Source organism: Mycoplasma pogonae (assembly GCF_054170725.1).
Map to the genome: position 1 here is coordinate 22,658 of NZ_JBSWZS010000005.1, position 21,125 is coordinate 43,782.

The following is a 21,125-nucleotide window of genomic DNA, read 5'->3' on the forward strand; positions in this document are numbered from 1 at the left end:
TGCTGTAGCATATAACATACTTTTCATTTAAAGACTTGTAAGTTTAGCTTTTACTAAAGCTGAAAAATGACGCAATTGTTTGACTGCAGTTAAGTTAAGTGTAAAGGCACTCAAACTAGTAGTAAAATAAAAAATTAGCATAGTAGTTGTAAGGTAATGTAAATCACCTAAAAATAACTGCATTTCAGCATTAGTATTTTCGTAGTTAAAATTAAGCAAAATATAATAAAAAGGTAAAAAAGTTTTTTGTAAGAAAAAATCATTAGGGATTTCAATTAAATAATTTGCTTTATAAAAATACACAAAAATAGTGTTAATACTATAAAAACTAAACATAGCTAAAAAAATAAAAATGAAAATCACAATTCCTGTTTTAAAGCCCAATAATAAATTATTCAAAAACAAAAAAATATTAGTTAAAAAGAAAAGTAATAACAAACCATATAAATAAAAAATTAAAAATGCTATAAAAGTTAGTTGATTAATAATAATTGCAAATGCTATTAATCAATTAATAAATAAAGTAATACTTGCAAGTCCGAAAATAAACCAAAATTTAGCTCATTCAATTCAAAATAATGATTTAAAATTTTGATTGTAAATTATTCACTTTCTTAAATATAAAAAACTAAATAAATAATTTTTAAATAATGGTCCAAAAATAAAAATTACAATTAATGAAGGTGTAAATATTAGTCCTAAAGGAGTAGCCAAAACGTGTAAAGCATCATTTTTTGGTACATCAAAAATATGCACAATATAAATCAAAATTTGTGATAAAACAATTGCAAAAAATCAAATAAGAAAATTGGTTTTGTGTTTGAAAAAATCTAAATGAAATTTAAATATTAATTTAAAAATAATTATGCTTCTTTCTTAAAATTATTTTTAATTTTAGTAATTGCTGCTTTATCAAAAACACTAGATTTTTCTCAAACATTCATAATTTTGCCCTCGTTAATTAAGATAATTTTTTGACAAGTATTTTCCATTTCTTCCAACTTATGTGATGCAATTAAAAGTGTTATCTCATTTTCAAAAATATAATTTTGGATAATTTTTTTGATTAACTGAGATGTGGGGTAATCAATATGATTACTGTATTCATCTAAAATTAAAATTTTTGGTTCTGTTATTAAAACTTGAAAAAATTTTAATTTTTGTTTTTCACCACCGGAAAGCTGGAAAAGTCTACTATCTATAATGTCATCAATATTTAGCACTTCATACAAGTAATTAAAAAATTCTAAATTTTCAGTATTTTTTTTAATTTTATTAATCAATGTTTTTACTTTAAAGTTAATTAGAAATTTATTTTCTTGTGTCAAATAATTAATTTGTTGATTTTCAAAAATTGCTTCATCTGTATAAATACTCCCTGAAGATGGAAGAAAAACTTTTGTTATTAAATTTAAAAGTGTTGATTTTCCGGCTCCATTTTCTCCGATTAAACAAATTTTATCTTTTTGATAAATTATTAAATTAATATTATCAATAATATTTTTAGTTTTTATTTTTTTAGTTACATTCTTTAAATCAAATAAAATTTTCATTTTTACCTTTAAATTTTGTTAAGAATTTCAATAAACTGTTTTTCGGAAAAATTTTTAGTATTCCAAGTATGCTCAATTTTTTTGTTTTTAATTAAAAAAATTTTATCAACGAAATTTATCATTTCAGTAACTTTATGAGAAGCTATTAAAATTGTTGTGCCATATTGATTTACTAGTTTCAATAAAAATTGTTTAATATTTTTTATTGATTCATCATCTAGGTTATTACTATATTCATCAAGAATTAAAATTTTTGGGAAGTTGGCAATAACTTGTAATAAAGCAAATTTTTGTTTTTCACCACCAGATAAAAATCTAACTTGGGTTTTTAAATTTTTGGGGTTTACTAATATTTTTTTCATTTCTTCAAAAAAAGCTTTTTTAATTTCATCTTTTTTAAGTGAATATTCAATCAAGCTTAAAATTTTGTTAACACTTAAAACTTCTTCAGTGTTTTCTTCTTGATTAAAAAAAGCAATTTTTATTTTTGGATTAGAAAATTTTATTTCTCCAAAATTTTTACTTGTTTGATTCAATAAAATATTAAATAATGTTGTTTTACCAGAACCGTTTTTACCAATAAAACAAATGACTTCATTTTCATCAACCACAAACTCTAAATTTTCAAATATTTTTTTACTACCAAAAGTTTTAGATAACATTTTAACTTCTAATATTTTTTGCATATTTATTCCCTTTTTTAAATTTTAAACCATCGTTTTTAAAATGTATTAAAGTTAAAAATCTAAAATTATTATTTTAATATTAAGAATCTTAAATAAGTTTAAAAAATAATTGAAATTTAGTTTCTTATAATTTTTAAGTTAAAAATCAAATGCCTAATATTTTTAAAAATTATTTTAGATTTAATTTAAGATTAAAATGGATAAAATTTTTAAATTTTATTAAATTTTTTTGAGAAACCACTATGAACAAACTTATTAATAAAATATTTAAAATAAAAGAAACGATAAATCAGTAAAAAAATCAATAATGTAAACCAAACTGAGGAAATAAATTACTGTTTTTTATATTTTCTATATTTAATAAATCATTAAAACCAAACCCAAATGGGGCAAAATCCATTATTATAAAATAAGAACCAAATGGTGTAAAAATCATGATATTTTTAATAAAATTCATAATATTTAAGCTTGTTCTAGAAAAAATGTCGGTTGAGACAACTGAAAAATCAGTAGATAGCGTTTGTCCTAAAAAACCAAAAATAAAAATAGTTAGAATGAGATATAAAAATACAATAATTTTAAATAGCCATTTTCTTTTTATAGGAAGAAGTGATAAATAACAACCTACAAAAACTGAAGCAATTAATAAATGTAAATCAGCAGAAAAAAGCATTGTAAAATTTGTTTCAATTAAAATATTTTTATTATTAGTGATTCTTAAATATGTTTTTTCATAAATGATGAAAATAATGTTTTTTATTAAGATAATGAAAAATAAAATTAAAATAAAATATAAAATTATAATTAGTTTAGATTTGAAAAAGCCTTCATTTTTAAAATAATTTTTATAAAATGTGTTGCTAAATATATTTTTTAATAAAATCGGAAGCATAAAGATACCAATAATAAATATTCCAAAAGAAAAAAAATTATAAATTGTTCTTTTGGATGTATTTAAATAATTGTAAGAAAAATCCTTCTCTTCTTGAATTTTAGAATAAAGTTTTGCAGAAATTATTATTAAAGCTAAAAATAAAATAGCTCAAAATATAAATACTAAAAAAAGTATTTTCCAATATTTTTTAATATAAAAATTTAATATTTTTATATGAATCATTTTATGTTCCTAATTCTAAAATAACGTATAAATTAGACATTTAAGCAGTTGTGTGATCTCAAAGATATCCATAGTAAATACAATTTCGGATACTTCAATTATTAAATTTTCCTTTTTCCATTTTAGTATTAACATTTATTTATATTTTATTTTTTTCATTACTTGAGAATAAGCGATTATCTTCTTTTTTATTAATAATTTTTAATACTTGTTAACTAAATATTTTTGAAATTTCAGTATACAATTTTGTTTGTTTTTTAAGTGGCATGAAACCTTTTATATTAGATAAATATCAAAATGTAGAAAGTGAATAATCTAAAATATCAAAAAATGTTCAATTTGAATAACTAAATTCCGGATCTATATAAATATTTTGTTTTCTACCATTTGTAATTTCTCCATTTATTTTTATTATTGCATGATTTAAGGGGTCAATTAATTTTAATTCAGAAATTAAAATAATTTTTTTAGTCTACAATAATTTAAATCAATATAATTTTAATTTAGTCAACTTTTTAAATCTTTTCAAGGAATAGTTACATTTTTTTATATTTTGCACTAACGCTTCCACCATTACCTAATAAAAATCCACTTATTTCTACTTTTGTATAGCTATACTGTAATCCTTCTGGAATATATTCAGTAATTGGAATGTCACCAGGATAAGTATAAATTGACTTTTATTGAGCGGGGATTAGTGCAAAATGTTTTTTTAAACCATTGTTTTTTAAAAAAATCTACAATTAAAAAATATCTTTTAATTCAATTGTCATTATTGGTTTTTCAACCAGTAACATCATTATCATAATAAGGATTATATTCACGCTTTTGAACAACCTTAATTTCTTGAAATTGTGATTCATTTTTTAATGTTAAATCTAACATTTTTTTCTCCTTTAAAATTAATTTTTAATATTCAAAAATATTGATATTGTTTGTTTTAAAAAATAATTTGTTAGTTAATATATAAACAACTAACTAAATAAATTATAAAATTTTGAGTAAATAAATTTAAAATAATGCACTTTTATAAATTTTATTTCATTTTTAAATAAAAAAAATTTGTTTATGAAATAATTTTCAACATCAATAAGCCAAAATGTAAATTTTATGCTAAAAATAAGTTAAAAAAAATAGTTTTAAATTAACTATTGAAAAATATACTAAATATTGCAATCACAAAAAATATTAAATAAAATGACCCCCCTTTGAATTTAGGGATCATTCAAAAACTTAAAATATTAAGTACAACTTTTGGGTTGGATACCATATTATCTAAAATAAATTAATAAATTTTTGTTTTTTATAAGAATTAATGTTTAAATTTAATTTTTCAAACATTAAAATTGTTTTTTCAATTAATTATTTTTTCTTTAGATACAAAAATAAAACAAATTATTAAAATTAAATTAATTATTAAATAAATAATAATTCAATAAAACATCCATTCATAAATATCCATTTTAGGACTTATTTCATTTTGATTTTTGTTTAATAAATCACTTAAACTAAAAGAAAATTTTCAAAGACTTATAGTTAAAAAATAAGGGCCAAAAGGTACGAAAATCATAATATATTTAACTATTTGCAATATATTTAAACTGGTTTGAGATAAAAAATCTGTAGAATTATTGAAAAAATTTATAATAAGAACATGTCCAAAAATACCGAATACCAAGCATGTTATAAGAAAATAAAATGTTATAAAAGCAAAAAATATTTTTTTATTTTTTATATGAATAATTGATAAATATGATCCGACAAGCATTGCTGAAAAAAGTAAAATAAAATTAGAAAAAATTATTTCGCTTCAACTAGCTTCTAAAAAATTGGTGTCAAAAACATTTGTTTTTTGGTAAATTTTTTCATAAATTATAAAAATTATTGTTTGAAATAATGATAATAAAAGCAAAATAGTAAAAAAGTAAAAAAGAACAATAAATTTAGATTTGGTCTTATTACATGTTTTTAAATAATTTTTGTAAAAAGTATTATTAAACATTTTTCTTAAAATTAATGGAAAAATAAAAATTCCTATAAATAAAAAAATAAAATTTGAATAATTATAAATTATATATTTTACCGATCCAGGAGAATCCATAATAGGAATTTTATTAGAATTATATGAATAATCAACAGATATTCAAACTAGTGCTGAGAATATTATCGATCATATAAGAAAAGCAAAAGCGAAAAATTTTAAATGAGCTTTTAAATAATAATTTGCTGTTTTAATTTCTGTCATTTTCAACTCTTGAAATTTTAAATGTGTTTTTATCAGTTAGTTAATTGACAAAACTCAAAAACTACATAACTAACCAATAAAATTATAGAAATTTATAAAACTAAATTTAAATAAAAACTTTTTAAATAAAATTTATTTTATTTATTTTAAAAAATAGTTTATTTTTGAAATAAATTTTAATATTAAAATTAAAAAAATAATGCTTTAAAATATAATTGTTTAACTTATGGAAATTTTCAAAATTATTATTATTTGCTTGCTAATCATTTTATTACTAATATCATTGGTATTGATTTTTTTTGTTGCAAAAAAATATATTTGAGAAAAAAGGGACATTAAACTCAACAAAGTTTTAATTAGTTTAGAAGAGCAAAATTACTTACCATTAAAAAGTTTGTTAAAGAGAATGGATTTAAATTCTAAAATTCAAGAAAAGAAAAAATTAATGGAATTACAGTATAAAAAAATTAAATTATTTCGAGATGAAATGAAACCAGAAGTTTTAGCATTTAAGAAAAATTTTGATAATAAAAAATTTGATAAACTAGCTTTTGAAAAAATTTGAAAAAAATTTTTAAACCTTGAGACATTAATTGCAAAATTTAATACTGATATTCAAGTTATTTTTGAAAAAACTGATTTAAATTTAATGGAACATAAACAAATAATTTTAAATTTAGATAAAGTAAAAAATTTAATTGATAAAAAGTACAAAAAATATCAAACTTATCATAAGTTTATTGATATTAAAGTAGCAACAGTAGAAAACCAAAATAAACAGTTTCGTGAAATGATTAAAACTCAGGATTTTTATCAAGTAAATAAATTTTTGAAACAATTTAAAGCCGAAGTTTATGAATTATATAATATGGTTAATGACTTTATTGAACTAGAATTAGAAGTACGTTCATTGCTACCTCAAAAAATTGATTTAGATATTTATAATTATGAAAAATATAAAAAAAATTATAATGTTTTTACAAATAAAAATGTTAGTGATATTTATCAACATGTTAAACTGCAACAAAATAAAATTTTAGATAGTTTTGAAAATGGTGATTTTGCTACAACTAAAAATTTAATTATTGAAACATATATTGAATTAAAGCAAATTAAAAATCATATTAAGCAAGAAATTAAATATACAAAATTCTGATTTGAAAATAAATTTTTAATTCAAAACACCTATGGTGAAGTGGAAAAAATTATGAGTCTTTTTTTAAAAGATTTAGAAAAATGAAAAAAAGATTTTTTTATAAGAACTACGATTAATTTATTTAAACATGAAAAAAATATTAAAAATATTTTTGATAGCATTATTGCATCTAAAGATATTCATGAAAAACAAGAAGAAAAAAAAGACTTAATTTTAGCTTATAAAGATGTAATTTATAAAATGCAACTTTTTACAAATACTATTAACAAAATAAATACAGAAATTTATAACTTAGAAAAAGAAAAAGAATATTATTTAAAGTTATTTTCACAAATGGAGTTTGATTTTTTAGAGCTAAAAGAAATTATTGAAGATGAAAATATTATTTTAATAAGTACAGAAAAAGAATTAATCGCAAGTATTGAAAAACAACAATTTTTTTTAGCTAACAAAATTACTGATATTGAACGGGATTTTGATAATCAAAAAGATTTAATTAAATTAATGCAAAAAGACTTTATAAAATTAGTTAAAAGTTTAGCTCCTAAAATACTTTTAAATAAAATTATTAAAAATATTTTTATGCGTCTAAATGCACAAAAATTCAATAATAAAGAACTGAATTCAAACTTGAATTTATTAGAAAAAAAAGTTATTGATGGTCAATATCAAAATGGATTAGATGAATTTATTATTTATTTAAAGAAAAGGAACTAAAATGTTTGACGAAATTTTAATACGTTATGGAGAGCTTTCCTTAAAAGGAAGCAACAAAAAATTGTTTATACGAAAATTAGCAGAAAATATTGAAAAAATTGTTGGTATTCAACCTCAAACTTTATTTGACAGAATGTTTTTGCCATATAATCAAGAAATTTTTACTAAATTACAATATGTATTTGGAATTTTTTCTTATTCTCCAGTCATTAAAGTTGAGACTGACTATGCAAAAATTGAGCAAAAAATTATTGAAAATTTTGATGATTCCAAAAAAACTTTTAAAATTGTAGCTGCCCGAAATTGAAAGAATTTTGAAATGAATTCAGATCAGATTAATCGTAAAATTGCAACTACTGTTTTTAAACATTTTCCTGATATGAAAGTTGATGTTAAAAAACCAGAACTAGAAATTAGAATTGAAATCCGTAAAGATTTTACATATATTTTTTTAGGGATACAAAGGGGCTTGGGCGGCTTACCAGTTGGGATTAGCGGTAAGGCTTTACACTTAATATCTGGAGGTATAGATTCGCCTGTAGCAGCTTTTTTAATGATGAAGCGAGGGATAGAAGTACAGTATTTATCTTTTATAACTCCTCCACACACTGATCAAAAAACAGTCGATAAGGTTAATCGGATTATTACCACTTTAAATCAATATCAAGGTAAGAGTATTTTATATCAAATGAATTACATTGATTTAATGAATTACATCGGGCTTGTTTCAAAGCAAAACTACAAAATTACCTTAATGCGAAGAAGTTTTTACCGAATTGCAACTCAAGTTGCTTTAAAGCATAAAATTTTAGCTTTATCAAATGGTGAAAATTTAGGGCAAGTTGCTTCACAAACAATTGAATCAATGGATGTAATTGGAAGTGCTAGCCATTTACAAATTTATCGCCCTGTTGTGACTTTTGATAAATTAGAAGTTGTTAGCTTAGCAGAAAGAATTAAAACTTATGAAATCTCAATTGAAAGAGCTAATGAAGCTTGTGAAATTTTTGCTCCCAAAAATCCAATCATTAAACCTAATAAATCTGAGGTTGAGAAACTCGAAGCAGAATTAATTCAAATGCATGAGTTGGAAGCTAGATTGATTGATACTAAATTAATTGTTAAAAAATTTGAATTATAAAAAATTTGCCCATTATTATCAGGACAAATTTTTTAATATTTTTCTTTTTCCCATTGTTCATTAAATTTAGAAACTAAATATATGAAATCATTTAATTTATCAAGTTCTAGATTAAATAAACTTATTAACTCTTCTTTTGTAAATTGACAAAACAGATACAAACAAGCATAATCAAAATAAGGATTATTTCATCGAATTCATTCAAAATCAATTAAGTGAATTTGGTTTTCAAGATCTATAATGATATTTTTAAGGCGTAAATCATTATGGCAAATGACCATTTGGTCTTTTTGATATTTATGTGCTAACTCTCAGAATTTAGAGTCATAAATTGTGACACTTTCCCAACTAAAAATAGCTTCATTTGTGAGATTTTTTTCCTGATGTAATTTCAAAACTTTTTCTGTAATTTGTTGTTTGATTTTAAAATTAATTGATTGATTTTCTAAAGAATTACCATCAATTCATTTTTTAATAAAATTTCCTTTTTTAGAAATATATAAATAATTATCTAATTTTTTTAAAAAATCTATTTCAAATTGTTTGGGAAAATTATGTTCCTTACTAATTCTAATTTGTACCTTTTGATTTTTGTAAAAAGCTGTAAAAGTGTAATTATGAAGCCCTTCATAAAACATAGTTAAATGCTTTAATTTTGAAGTAATATAATCGGGAAAGTTTTTTTGAACTATATTTTTCATAATTTAAAAATGCATTCTTAAGTTTTTATCTTCAATTTTTTTAGTAGTAAATCAATAAACTAATTTAATTTGTTTTTTTACTTTATCTTCTACATTTAAATCAGGATTATGATAAATGACGGTAATTTTTAATTTTTCAGCAATTTCATTTAAATATGATAACCACATCATATTTTCAGTTTCTTCAATTCTTGAAGCTATTTCTTTTCCTATTACAATAATTTTTAAGTTTGTTTTTTTAATTAGATCAAAAACAAAGTCATCTTTTTGATTGATTAAAATTCCTACATTTAATTCATCTTTTTCTAAATTAATAATTTTTTCATAATTTTCAGAAATAGCAGCTAGTAATAAAAAATTTTTTTTATAAAATAATTTATTTTTCTTAATAAACTCTAAATTACCAGGGTTAACAAAAATAATTTTTCTAAGTTGATTATTTAGAATATTTTTTTTCAAATACATTAGATTTAATTTAGTTTTATAAAAAGTTAAACAATTTAAAAAATCAAAATTATAATTTTCTGGTAATTTTATTGAAGCAATTTTTACGCTTTTTAAATCTGCTTGTTCTTTTTTAATTAAAATATTTTTCAAGTTTAACATTGAACTTTCAAATTCATTTTTAAAAAAATTTAGATTTGTTTTAAAAATCTCAAACTCTTCTTTATCAATGCTTTCAATTGTGAAAATATCGCTAACTTTGTCTTTGATGGTCTTATACATCGAATATTCAATTTTGTATTTAAATTCTTCTAGTGTTTTTTTATCAGGGATTTTTTTCTCAACTAATTTACTAAAACAATTGACATAATTATAAATTGGGTACTCATTAACAAGTGACAATCACTTTTTTAATTGCGGCTTATTAAAAAAGTTTAAATCTTCTTTAATAGCAAAAATTAAATATTTTTCATAAGTAAAAATACCAGTGATTAAGTCAGAACTAAATTCCATTGTGTAAATAATTTTTTGAACAATATTTTTAGAATCTTTTTCATCATTAAGTAAAAAAGAATAAAAAACAACATTGCTATTTTTTGTTTTTAATAATTTTTCAATTGGTTCAATTTTTAAATTATTATTGATTTGTTTTGAATTTTTTTTATTTGCAAAAGCTTTTTTCATAATGATAAAAGCATTATTCTCTAGATGCAATTCTAGTTTAAAATGACTTACAACTCCGTCTTCGCTTTTTTTCAATTCAAAAACTTTGTTTAAATCACGATTTTCACTTAGATGAGACAAAATTTCTTCTGCATCTTTTGGTAAAAACATTTTTACAAAATTTTCATATGAAATTCATTTGCCTTCAATGAAAATATTATTATTTAAAAATTTTTTAATATTTTTCATCGAATAAAAATCAGCTACTCTTAATTTTTTTTCTTTTTTATCAACAACAATTGAAAAATAAAATGCAGAATTATTTTTTTTCTTAGCTAAAAAATATTTAGTGATAAAAAACAACAAAAAAGCAGATAGTACTATCGCTATAATTGAAAATAGTATTATTGCAATTTTCATTGTGATTACCTTTCTAAACTATTAACTAAATTTTTTTAAAAGATTTATGGTTTTTTAATAAATGGCGAATCTTGTTATCCAAAGCAAATTTAACTACGATTGTATCCCCATCATCTTCTAAAATTTCACCTTTCCCAAAAGAATTGTGAAAAATTTGATCTCCAGCACCTAATGAACTATTGTCTTGTGAATAATCAATTTCTTCTTCTTTTTGACCATCTTTAATAAACTCCGAAATTGAAGCAGACACTTTAATGCCCATTTCTTTCAAGAATCTGGAATGACCTTGAATTTTATACTTTTCTTCATAACTCGAGCTTTGGGAGTTAGATAAAAACAATCTTTCTTTAGCTCGAGTAACAGCTACATAAGCTAGCCTTCTTTCTTCTTCTAAGGCTTCATCATTATCTAACTTATCATCATTTAAAGATCTTCAATTAGGAAATAAACCCTCAGACATCCCAACCAAAAAAACGTGTTGGAACTCTAAACCTTTAGAGATATGTACTGTCATCATTGAAACATGAGGATTTTGAGATGTGTCTGAATCACTAGATGTTAATAAAGAAATTTCTTCTAAATAATCATTTAAATTTTTATCAGGGTTTTTTTGTTCTCAAAATTTAATTGATAATAAAAGTTCTTCAATATTATCATGAGCTGTATTTTTATTTTTTTCATTCTTTTGATAAACTGATAAATAATTAATTTCATGTAAGAATTTTTTTAAAACAACATGAATTGGCATTTTTTCAATTAGTTTTTTTGCTTGCCTAATAAGATTGAAAAATGCAACAATTGTTTTTTGAGTTGATAATTTTAGGTCAATAGGTTTAAAATCAGGTTTTTTACTTTCTACTGCTAAGTTTTTAAAATAATCAGTTAAAGCATCATAAGAAGTCATATTTTTACTTACTGCAAATTCTGTAATTTTACGTAATGAAGTTAAACCAATTTGTCTTGCAGGAACATTAATAACTCTTTTGAAAGCATTTTCAGAACCATTAGCAATTAACTTCAAATAAGCTATAGCATCTTTAATTTCTGGTCTTTCATAAAATCTTTGCCCACCTAAAATTTTATGTGCAATATTTTCTTTAATAAATGCTTGTTCAAAAGCGCGTGAATAAAAATTTGAACGGTATAAAATTGCAATATTTTTTAATTGAACTTTTTGTTTTTTTAATTCTTGAATTTTATTAGCAACTCATTGCGCTTCTGATTCCAAACCAAAAGCATGATAAAAAGAAATGTTATCTCCTTCATCATTTTCGGTAAATAAATTTTTGGGTAAACGATTTTTATTATTAGTAATAAGGCGATTAGCAAGTTCTAAAATCTTTTTAGTAGAACGATAGTTTTGTTCAAGAGTTACTGTTATAGCACCAGGGAAATCTTTGTCAAAATTTAAAATTAAATTAACATCAGCTTCTCTTCATGTATAAATTGTTTGATCAGGATCTCCAACAACTGTTAAATTTTTTCAATGATTTGAAAGCATTTTAATGATTTCATACTGAACATATGATGTATCTTGAAACTCGTCTACTAAAACATATTTAAATTTTTTAGCTCATTTTTGAGCTATTTCAGGGAATTCAATAAATAGTTGATAAGTTTTTAATAATAAATCATCAAAATCCAATGAAGAAGAGGCTTTTAAATCCATTTCATAGTCTTGGTAAACATTTGCTAAAAATACCGCTGTTTCATCTTCTGGATCAACTTCTTTTAATGCTTCAGCAGGGGAAATAAATTGATTTTTATTTTTTGAAATATATTCTATAGCATCATAGAAAGGTAAATCATTAGAATTTTTATTGTATTTTAAAAAAATTCTACTTACAATCGCTTTTTGGTCAACATAATCTAGAATTTCAAACTTTGTAGAAATTCCTAAATTACTAATATCAATTCTTAAAATATATGAGCAAATTGCATGAAAAGTAGCAATATGTATTTTTTTAGCCTCTTCTATATCTAATGAGGCAGCAACTCTTTCTAGCATTTCTTTTGCTGCTTTATTTGTAAAAGTTACAGCAAGTATTTCATAAGGTTTAATCCCTAATTTTTCAATTAAGTAAATAATTTTTTGAGTAATAACCCTAGTTTTACCACTTCCTGCTCCGGCAATTATTCGTAAATAACCTTCCGTGTTTAATACAGCTGCTTTTTGCGCTTTGTTTAATAAATCTAAATCAAATTTTTCCATACTAATCTACCCATTCTATTTTAAATGTTTTTCTTTTGCGTGTTGTAATTTGTGATTCCTTTTCTAAACTTTTGTTTTTGATGTATTTATTTTTATAGACTGTTTCAGTACCTGAGAAAATATCGTTAATTCCTCTGCGACTATTTCTAATAATAGATAGTGTTGCAACACTTTGTAAAAAGTTGCTTAAACCAATAATTGAAGTTGGGATAAAAATTAGAAAAACTTGCTGATTAGTAAAATTTTCATTATTAACAATATTTCCTTCTCTTGTATTAGCAATTTTTTGAAAAAGTTCAGGACTAATAAAAAGAAAAACTAAGAAAAAACCAATAATTCATAAAAATGTATAAATAATTTCTTTTTTTAAAAAAATTTTTAAAGCCGGTTTTTGTTGACTTTTAAAATCTCTTACCTCTAACCTGCATATTAATCTTCCGATTGTTGCTCTACCATTGCTTAGTAAAGGTACAATAATTTGAAATATTACTAAAATCAAAATTAAGCCAAACAATCAAATGTAATAACCATAATTAATAATTTGCTTATTTTGATCTAAAATCGCTAATGAAGTCGCTACTCCTAAAACTACAAAAATTATTGAATCTATCAACCCTGCTAAAAATCTAATTCAAAAACCAGCTCTTTTCTTTTGCATATTCACTAAAATAAATCGGTAATTTTATGTCACTTAGCAGGTGGTAAAAATTTGGATAAAAATTGGTTTTCTGTTGTTAAATTATAAAAATATTTATTAGTTTTTTCAATTTCAAAAAATTCTTCTTTTCGTAGTTTTTCAATATGACTATTAAGTTTTTGAGAGTGTTTTTTAAAACTATTTTCAAAATTTAGTAAATTTTTTAAATGTGATTTTTTAGCACTTCCAATCATAGCTGATAAAAAAATTTCAAAAAAATACATTTTGGCATATTGAATTTCATCAAGGAATTTTTCACTAAGTAAATTATTAGCTTGAATATTTCTCCATTGTTTAATAAAACTAGAGCTATTAAAGCTACTTAAGCCTTCATTTCAATCATTAATCAAAACGTCATTAATGTAGCAATAAGTTTTAGTATAAATAAATATTTCGTAAACTAATTCAATTCAGTTTTTGGTTGAAGTTAATGCTAAACGATTTTTGCTTGCTGCAAGGCTTTCAAATACTTCAGATTTAATAAATTTATTAAAAATAAATGGAAAGCTAAAAGCAACAATTTCCTTATTATTTGCAAGGTCAATAATTTTTTCCGGTTGTACTCTAGCTCTTGGTGTTCATTTAAAAAAGCCTTTAAATCTTGGTCTTGTCTCAATTAAATCAACAGGATATTTTTCTGCATAATGTAAGAAACTTTTAACAAAAAAAGGTTTTAAAATAATTTCTGGATAAGCGATAACAACATAATCTCCAGAAACATGTTCTGCAGCATCTAGTCAATTTTGATTACCTTCAGAACTCAAAATATTGAAAAAAACTTTTAATTTTTCAGCAAAGAATTCTTTGTAGTGTGTTATTAAATCATAATCATTTTTAGAAGGATGGTTAATGTATAAAATTATTTCAAAATGCTTGCTTTCTTGATTGCGCATACTTTCAAGAAATTTTGCAAGTTTTTTTGTTTGTTTTTGAGCAGACAATATAACAGTTAATTTCATTTCAACCACCTTTTTTGAAGAACTACATTTTTAAATTATTTGGTGTACGAGGGAATGGAATAACATCGCGAATGTTATTAATTCCTGTTACATACATTACAAATCTTTCAAATCCCAAGCCAAAGCCAGCAGATCCCGAATCTCCAAATCTCCTTAAATCAAGGTATCATTGCAATTCTTCAGCAGGTAAGTTTAACTCTTCAATTCTTTGTAGTAATTTGTCATAAGACGCCTCTCTTTGACTGCCACCAATTAGTTCTCCAATTCCCGGAACTAACAAGTCAAAAGCAGCAACTGTTTGGCCATCTTGATTTTGGTACATGTAAAAAGCTTTAAATTCTTTTGGGTAATTAATTACGGCAACCGGACCTTTAAATAATTCTTCAGCTAAATATCTTTCGTGTTCAGTTCCTAAATCCATTCCAAAATGAATGTTTTGTTCTTCAAAACGTTCTTTTACTTCTGCTAATTTTATGATTGCATCTTTATACTCAATATATTGCAATTCATTATCTAAAAACAATTGTAACTTTTGTCTTAGTTCCGGTTCAACTTTTGACTCTAAATAATCAAATTCTAACTTGTTAATTTCTAATGTTTTGCGAATTACAGTTTTTAACATTTCGTCAGCTAACTTAATTACATCTTTTAATTCAAAAAATGCTACTTCAGGTTCCAACATTCAAAATTCTGAAGCATGTTTTTTAGTATGTGAATTCTCTGCTCTAAAAGCTGGTCCAAAAGTATAAACTTTCCCAAAACCGATTGCATAAGACTCAGCATGTAACTGACCAGTAACCCCTAATGTAGCTTTGATATCTTTGCCAAAGAAATCTCTTTCTGAAGTGATTACCTCAAAGGTTTCTCCAGCCCCTTCACCGTCATTAGAAGTAATTAAAGGCGAACTCATTAATAAATAATTTTTTTTCTGAAAAAAAGCATGTAACTCTTGAAATAAAGTTGAACGAATTAACATTGCAGCTTTAATTAAAGAAGTTCTGTGTCTTAAGTGAGGTAAATCACGCAATGTTTCTAATGTAATTTCTTTTTTTTGAATTGGAAAATCTAAGTCAGTGTTTCTTAACAATTTAAAAACTGTTGCTGTCATTTCGATAGGTTGTGGCATATTAAGAGTTAATTTTAATTGACCACTAACATAAACAGCAGCACCCATCCGTGCCTCAGCTACTTCTTCTAAATGAATGCTTTCAGCTTTTAAAACAACTTGTAAATTCTCTACAGTTGTTCCATCATTAATGTTTAAAAAACGAATTGCAGCATTACCACGATTAAAAGCAACTCATGCGCGAAACTCAACATTAGTTTCATTAAATTTTTCAGCATTTAATAAAATTTCTCTAATTGTTAAATCACTTTTAATGTTGCTTGTTTTATCGCTCATACTTAATTACCTCTTTTATTTACCAATAGTTATTATTTCTCATGTGTTAATGAAGAAAATTTTTAGAATCCAAATATTCTAAAAAAGATATATAAATTTTACCAAAAAAACGCCAAAAATAGAACAAAGCACTATAGAAAAAATGCAATTATTTAAATAATTTTCAATTTTCATAAAAATTATTTTAATTATTAACAACTAAAAAATTTAAAAATAAAAATTATCAACTAGTTCAATTGATAATTAAAAATTTAAGTTTTTATAGCCTTTTTTAAATTTAAACTTTTAAGCCATTGATAATTTGAATAACATGTTTTTTTAATTCCGGTATTGTGCCGTTGTTATTAACAACAAAATCTGCTACATTTTTAACTAAATCAGCTTTATGTTCTTTTTTAAAATTTTCTTTTTCTCAAAAATATTTTTCAAATTCTTCAAAAGTTTGTTTATTGCCATTGTGTGATTCTTTTTGGTATTCTCTTTGCATTCTAATTTCACTATCAGCTTCAATGAAAATACAAAATGTTTTTTCATAAACAGACTTAATGCCTAAAAATAACTGATTACTATATAACGATTCTAATGAAACATTTTTACCTTCTGATTTTTCAACTATTTTTTCTAAAAATTTTTCAAAAACATTTTGTTGAAAATACAAATTTTTTAAAGCTTGAGAAAAATTTTCTTTTGTTTTACCAAAATCAATCCTATAAAAATTTAATAGCTCCTTTTCAATTTCAATAATTTTGATTCTTTTAAAATTTTCTTCCGTTTCTAAAAAGTTTCCTACAAAACTTTTTCCAGACTCACTCATTCCACCTAAAAAAATTATTAACTTATTTTTCATAATTTTTAATTATAGGACTAATTTAAAAATAAAAGTATTTAATAATTGATGTTTTTTAAAGAAAAATATTTTTGAAGCTTTATTTTAAAAATAAGTGTTTTTTTATAAAATTATTAAAATGAAAAAAGCTAATTTTTGAAATGTTTTAATCTTTATTTTTAAATGTACATTTATCGGTTTTGGTGGTGGTAATGCATTGATGCCTATTATTAATAAATATGCAGTTGAAAAAAATCAATGGATTACTAAAGAAGAGTTCGAAAAAGCTTTTGTTTTAGTTAATTTGCTCCCTGGTCCTTCAGTTGTGCAAATGCTATCTTTAATATCGATGAAAGTTTTAGGAAAATGAATCGGTTTGTTAGCTACATTAATTGGTTTATTACCTAATTTAGGCTTTTTTTTAGTAATTTTTATTGGAATAAATTTTTTACCTAAACCTTACTTACTGATCATTAATGTTACAGTAATGAGTTCAATTATAGGAATTATTGTTGTTTTTGGGTATCAATATTTAAAAAAAACAAATAAAGAGCTAAATTTAGTTGCTTGAGTTTTACTATTTATTTTTAGTTTTATTTTTATCTTGTTTGCTCCAAGTCCAATGAACATCGCTTCTGCTCCATTGCTTATAGTCATTTTGACTTTAATAATTTTTGGTTTTATAAAAAAACGTCAACAAAGGGGCAAATAATGATTGTTGCTTTTTTAGTGGCCTTAATTTTTATTGTTATTATTAGTCTAATTGTTTTTGGTGGTGGACAAGTTTTCATTCCGTTATTTCGCTGACTTTGAGAATTTTTAAATCAAATTTTTAATGCAGAAATTAGCCCTGAAAAAATTGATAGCGTCATTGCTGTTGCAAATAGCACACCAGGGGTTGTTTCAACAAAATTTGGTTTTATTACTGGTTATTTATTATTTAGTGGTTCTTGAGCTGGTTGAATCGCTATGTTTATTACTTTTTTATTTTTTACTTTGCCAGCAATTTTTATAACTTTTTGAGCTTATAAAAAAATTATGCACAATAATAAAAGTGAGCTTTCACAAAAAATTATTATTTACACTCGTCCAGTTTTGTCTGCAATTATGTTATCTCTTGCATTACAATTATTTATTGAAATTCTTGCACCTTTTTTAGATTTTAATAAGGGGTGAATGAATTATTGAGTTATCAATTTTAATAATGATAAAAGTCAGTTTTTTAGTAACTGAAGGTATATTGTTTTATTAATCTGAATTCCACTTAATATTATTTTAACAATGTATTTTTATAATAAAAAAGTCCCTATTTTTGTATTATTAGGGTCTTCTATTATTGTTTCATTAATTGTTTTTCAACCGTGACTTTAAATAAATTCAAATTCAATTTTTTCAGTTGAAAAATACTGATTAAATTTAACTAAAGCAATTAAATAAATCATTTTTTGCTTTTCAGGTTCAGCGTCATATTCGGGAAATAAATGTAAAAATGTTAAAGCTTCTAAAAAAATTAACTCTTTGGATGTTATATCAAAATTATTTATAGTCATTCTTCTAAAATATTTTTCTAACTCGATATATTCCTGAGGGTTTTTGATTTTAAAAGTAAAATTAAAATCATTTTTATTTTCTTTTAATTCAAAATGGCCAGCAGTAATAAAATCAATTTTTCCAGAAATCGATCTTGCTAAAAATGCTAAATCATAATTTATATCACCATAGTTTGTTTGTTTATGGTAATAACCTAGTGGATCAATTAATTTATATTCATTAGGATTTAGATATAAAATGCTTGAAAAATCAAAGTTTCCATGAGCTAATGTTGATTTATTTTTGCCCAATAAAAAATTCTTTTTAATTTCTAAAATAACTTTTTGTTCTAGTAATAACATGTTTGTTAATTTTTGATTGTTAATATTTAAAAAAGCATTTTTAGCAATTCCTAAGAAAAATTTATTTGTTTTAATAGTTTCAAAAGCTGTCACAGTTTTATTAAAATAAATTGCTTTTTTAGAACTTAAGTCATCATACCTAGTTGCTGGAAAGGTTTTAAAATAACGCAAAATTTTTAATAAATTTTTAATTGTATTTTTTCATTCTTCTAGCGATCAGGTTTGCTCTACAAAATATTTTGCTAGATTATTAGCTGGTAAATATTCCATTTCTACTTTTGCAGATCTAGGGCTTTTAGCATAGTTGTAAATTTGTGGCAAAATATTTTGAAAATTTGCATCAAGTTTTAAAGTTGCTTGATATCAATTATGCTCATTTTCAATTTTTTGCCATTGAGTTGATTTTTTAATTAATTTATTAGATCTTAAATCTATTTCGATGACTGCTTTTTTCATATTGCTAAAATTATAACTAAAAGAAATTAAAAAATTTTAATCTAATTAATTTACACAAAAATTCACGCAATTTTTACTAGATGTTAAAATTTTAATCATAATGAATAATGATTTTGATATCAAAAGATTAGATGAATTACCAAAATCAGCTGGAGTTTATTTGTGAAAAGATGCTGATGGAGAAATAATTTATATTGGCAAAGCCAAAAATTTAAAAAACCGTATGAATCAGTATTTTAAAGGAGCTATAAATTCTTATAAAACTCATAAACTAGTTTCTGAAATTGCTGATTTTGAAATTAAATTAACTAACAATGAAAATGAAGCTTTAATTTTAGAAAAAAGATTAGTGGATGAGCATAGCCCTAAATATAATATTTTGCTACAAGATTTTAAAAAATATCCTTATCTTTATATAAAGTTAGCAAAGGGGAGTATTGTAATTAAAAAAACAACAAAAACCGCAGAAATTCAAGATAAATTCGCCTTAGTTTATGGGCCTTTTCCATTTGGAAAAAATTTACATAAACTAGTTAAATTTGTAGAACGAGAAGTTTTGTATGAAAAAGGTATTCCGTTAGAAAACCAAAATTACAAGCAGTTACAAGAAAAATATCAGCAAGTAAGACAAATTTTAGATTTTAAAGATAAAAAATATCTTAAAAATTTAGCTGATGAAGAATTGCAGTTTGCTTATAATGGTCAATATGAAGTTGCTAAAGATTTAAAAGAAATTAGAGAATATTTAACCGATTTATATGGAAGTCAAAATGTGGATTTGATTACAGAAAAAGATTTTCATGTTTTTCAAACAAAAGTTTTGAATAATTACTTAATTATTACTGGATTATTTTATCAGTCTGGAATTCTATTTGACACCCAAAATTTTAACCTAGATATCACCAACAATATTAATGATGAATTTGCATTTTTTGAATTTCTTGATAATTTTTATCAATATTACAAAATTCCTGACAAAATTATTTTAACGTCCCAATTTGCCAATAATATTGCTGAATTTAAATTAATTAAAAATATTGTAAGTTTTCCTAAAAAAGGTAAATTTTATGAATTGTTAAAACTTGCTGCAAACAATTTAGAAAATTATATGGAGATTACTTTTAAAAAAGTGCTAGAAAAAAATCAACAAAAGCTTCAATCTTTAAAAGATTTAAAAAAGCTTTTAAACTATCCAAAAGAGATAAATGACATTATTATGATTGACAATTCTCATATGAAAAATGAAAATGTAGTTTCTGTGATTGTAAACTATTATAAAGGTTTAAAACAACCGCAAAATTACCGCAATTTCAAAATTGAGCTTAACAATAATAAAAGTGATTTAGAATACATGAAGCAAGGGTTTTTGAAAGCTTTAAAATTTGAATTTGTCAGAAATGCTGATTTGATTATTGCTGACGGAGGGAAATTACAAGTTGATGTAATTAAAAAAATATTAGCTAAAAATAAATTGAATATCCCTGTGATTGGTTTAGTAAAAAATTCTAAACACAAAACAGATCATCTAATTAATTTAGAAGGTTTAGAAATTGATATTAAACCACTTAGTTTAAAAAATTTTTTAGCTGAAATTCAGGAAGAGGTTGATCGTCACGCCAAATTTAGATATAAAAATAAATATATAAATAATAGTTTAGAGGGAACTTTAGTTAAAATTAAAGGATTGGATAAAAATGATGAGAATCTTTTACTAGAATATTTTGGTTCTTATTCTAAAATATACAATGCTTCATTAAAAGAATTAAAACAAGCATTAAAAAATGAAAAATTAGCGCAAAAAGTTTATGACCATTACAGAAAGGAACAAGATTATTAAT

General features: G+C 22.9%; 18 protein-coding genes. 5 read left to right on the top strand and 13 right to left on the bottom strand.

Features of this window, described 5'->3' with window-relative positions:
• Positions 1-27: 27 nt before the first annotated feature.
• The 5 genes from ACW95P_RS02490 to ACW95P_RS02510 all read right to left on the bottom strand — a co-directional run bounded on the left by ACW95P_RS02490 (position 28) and on the right by ACW95P_RS02510 (position 4,241).
• Positions 28-756: a hypothetical protein gene (locus ACW95P_RS02490; RefSeq protein ID WP_457961656.1), complete on the bottom strand. Its 729-nt coding sequence runs from the start codon at positions 754-756 to the stop codon at positions 28-30.
• A 107-nt stretch (positions 757-863) separates the two neighbouring features.
• On the bottom strand, positions 864-1,553 hold the full coding sequence (locus tag ACW95P_RS02495) for an ATP-binding cassette domain-containing protein (RefSeq protein WP_457961657.1): 690 nt from the start codon (positions 1,551-1,553) through the stop codon (positions 864-866).
• An 8-nt stretch (positions 1,554-1,561) separates the two neighbouring features.
• Positions 1,562-2,239 (bottom strand): ATP-binding cassette domain-containing protein, encoded by a 678-nt coding sequence (locus ACW95P_RS02500; protein ID WP_457961658.1) that lies wholly within the window; start codon positions 2,237-2,239, stop codon positions 1,562-1,564.
• A 169-nt stretch (positions 2,240-2,408) separates the two neighbouring features.
• Positions 2,409-2,912, bottom strand: coding sequence for a hypothetical protein (locus ACW95P_RS02505; protein WP_457961659.1), 504 nt, complete (start codon positions 2,910-2,912; stop codon positions 2,409-2,411).
• 1,056 nt (positions 2,913-3,968) lie between these two features.
• Positions 3,969-4,241, bottom strand: a complete 273-nt coding sequence (locus tag ACW95P_RS02510) for a hypothetical protein (protein WP_457961660.1) — start codon at positions 4,239-4,241, stop codon at positions 3,969-3,971.
• A gap of 1,766 nt (positions 4,242-6,007) precedes the next feature.
• Between ACW95P_RS02510 and ACW95P_RS02515 the strand changes: the two genes are divergently transcribed.
• A complete protein-coding gene (locus ACW95P_RS02515) occupies positions 6,008-7,474 on the top strand; it encodes a hypothetical protein (RefSeq protein WP_457961661.1) in 1,467 nt (488 codons plus the stop codon).
• A 1-nt stretch (position 7,475) separates the two neighbouring features.
• Positions 7,476-8,615 carry a tRNA uracil 4-sulfurtransferase ThiI gene (gene thiI / locus ACW95P_RS02520; protein ID WP_457961662.1) on the top strand — a complete coding sequence of 380 codons (1,140 nt, stop codon included), beginning with the start codon at positions 7,476-7,478 and terminating at the stop codon, positions 8,613-8,615.
• Between the two features lie 32 nt (positions 8,616-8,647).
• Here thiI and ACW95P_RS02525 read toward each other — a convergent pair whose 3' ends face one another.
• The 7 genes from ACW95P_RS02525 to ACW95P_RS02555 all read right to left on the bottom strand — a co-directional run bounded on the left by ACW95P_RS02525 (position 8,648) and on the right by ACW95P_RS02555 (position 16,960).
• Positions 8,648-9,316 carry a phosphotransferase gene (locus ACW95P_RS02525; RefSeq protein WP_457961663.1) on the bottom strand — a complete coding sequence of 223 codons (669 nt, stop codon included), beginning with the start codon at positions 9,314-9,316 and terminating at the stop codon, positions 8,648-8,650.
• Positions 9,317-9,319: 3 nt separating this feature from the next.
• Positions 9,320-10,843, bottom strand: a complete 1,524-nt coding sequence (locus ACW95P_RS02530; protein ID WP_457961664.1) for an MHO_4530 family protein — start codon at positions 10,841-10,843, stop codon at positions 9,320-9,322.
• A gap of 25 nt (positions 10,844-10,868) precedes the next feature.
• Positions 10,869-13,055, bottom strand: a complete 2,187-nt coding sequence (locus ACW95P_RS02535) for an ATP-dependent helicase (RefSeq protein ID WP_457961665.1) — start codon at positions 13,053-13,055, stop codon at positions 10,869-10,871.
• A gap of 1 nt (position 13,056) precedes the next feature.
• Entirely contained in the window at positions 13,057-13,713 is a 657-nt protein-coding gene (locus ACW95P_RS02540) for an RDD family protein (RefSeq protein ID WP_457961666.1), read from the bottom strand.
• A 5-nt stretch (positions 13,714-13,718) separates the two neighbouring features.
• On the bottom strand, positions 13,719-14,711 hold the full coding sequence (locus ACW95P_RS02545; protein WP_457961667.1) for a glycosyltransferase: 993 nt from the start codon (positions 14,709-14,711) through the stop codon (positions 13,719-13,721).
• Positions 14,712-14,733: 22 nt separating this feature from the next.
• Positions 14,734-16,113, bottom strand: a complete 1,380-nt coding sequence (gene asnS / locus ACW95P_RS02550; RefSeq protein ID WP_457961668.1) for an asparagine--tRNA ligase — start codon at positions 16,111-16,113, stop codon at positions 14,734-14,736.
• 277 nt (positions 16,114-16,390) lie between these two features.
• Positions 16,391-16,960 carry a nucleoside/nucleotide kinase family protein gene (locus ACW95P_RS02555; protein WP_457961669.1) on the bottom strand — a complete coding sequence of 190 codons (570 nt, stop codon included), beginning with the start codon at positions 16,958-16,960 and terminating at the stop codon, positions 16,391-16,393.
• A gap of 118 nt (positions 16,961-17,078) precedes the next feature.
• Here ACW95P_RS02555 and ACW95P_RS02560 point away from each other — a divergent pair, with 118 nt between their 5' ends.
• Both ACW95P_RS02560 and ACW95P_RS02565 read left to right on the top strand, forming a co-directional pair.
• Complete coding sequence (locus ACW95P_RS02560; protein ID WP_457961670.1) at positions 17,079-17,651, top strand: chromate transporter; 573 nt, start codon at positions 17,079-17,081, stop codon at positions 17,649-17,651.
• On the top strand, positions 17,651-18,310 hold the full coding sequence (locus ACW95P_RS02565) for a chromate transporter (RefSeq protein WP_457961671.1): 660 nt from the start codon (positions 17,651-17,653) through the stop codon (positions 18,308-18,310). The genes ACW95P_RS02560 and ACW95P_RS02565 overlap by 1 nt, the downstream gene beginning before the upstream one ends.
• On the opposite strand, the gene ACW95P_RS02570 is transcribed toward ACW95P_RS02565, so the two are convergent.
• A complete protein-coding gene (locus ACW95P_RS02570) occupies positions 18,307-19,287 on the bottom strand; it encodes a hypothetical protein (protein WP_457961672.1) in 981 nt (326 codons plus the stop codon). The genes ACW95P_RS02565 and ACW95P_RS02570 overlap by 4 nt on opposite strands.
• Before the next feature lie 100 nt (positions 19,288-19,387).
• Between ACW95P_RS02570 and ACW95P_RS02575 the strand changes: the two genes are divergently transcribed.
• A complete protein-coding gene (locus ACW95P_RS02575; RefSeq protein ID WP_457961673.1) occupies positions 19,388-21,124 on the top strand; it encodes a GIY-YIG nuclease family protein in 1,737 nt (578 codons plus the stop codon).
• Position 21,125 lies beyond the last annotated feature (1 nt).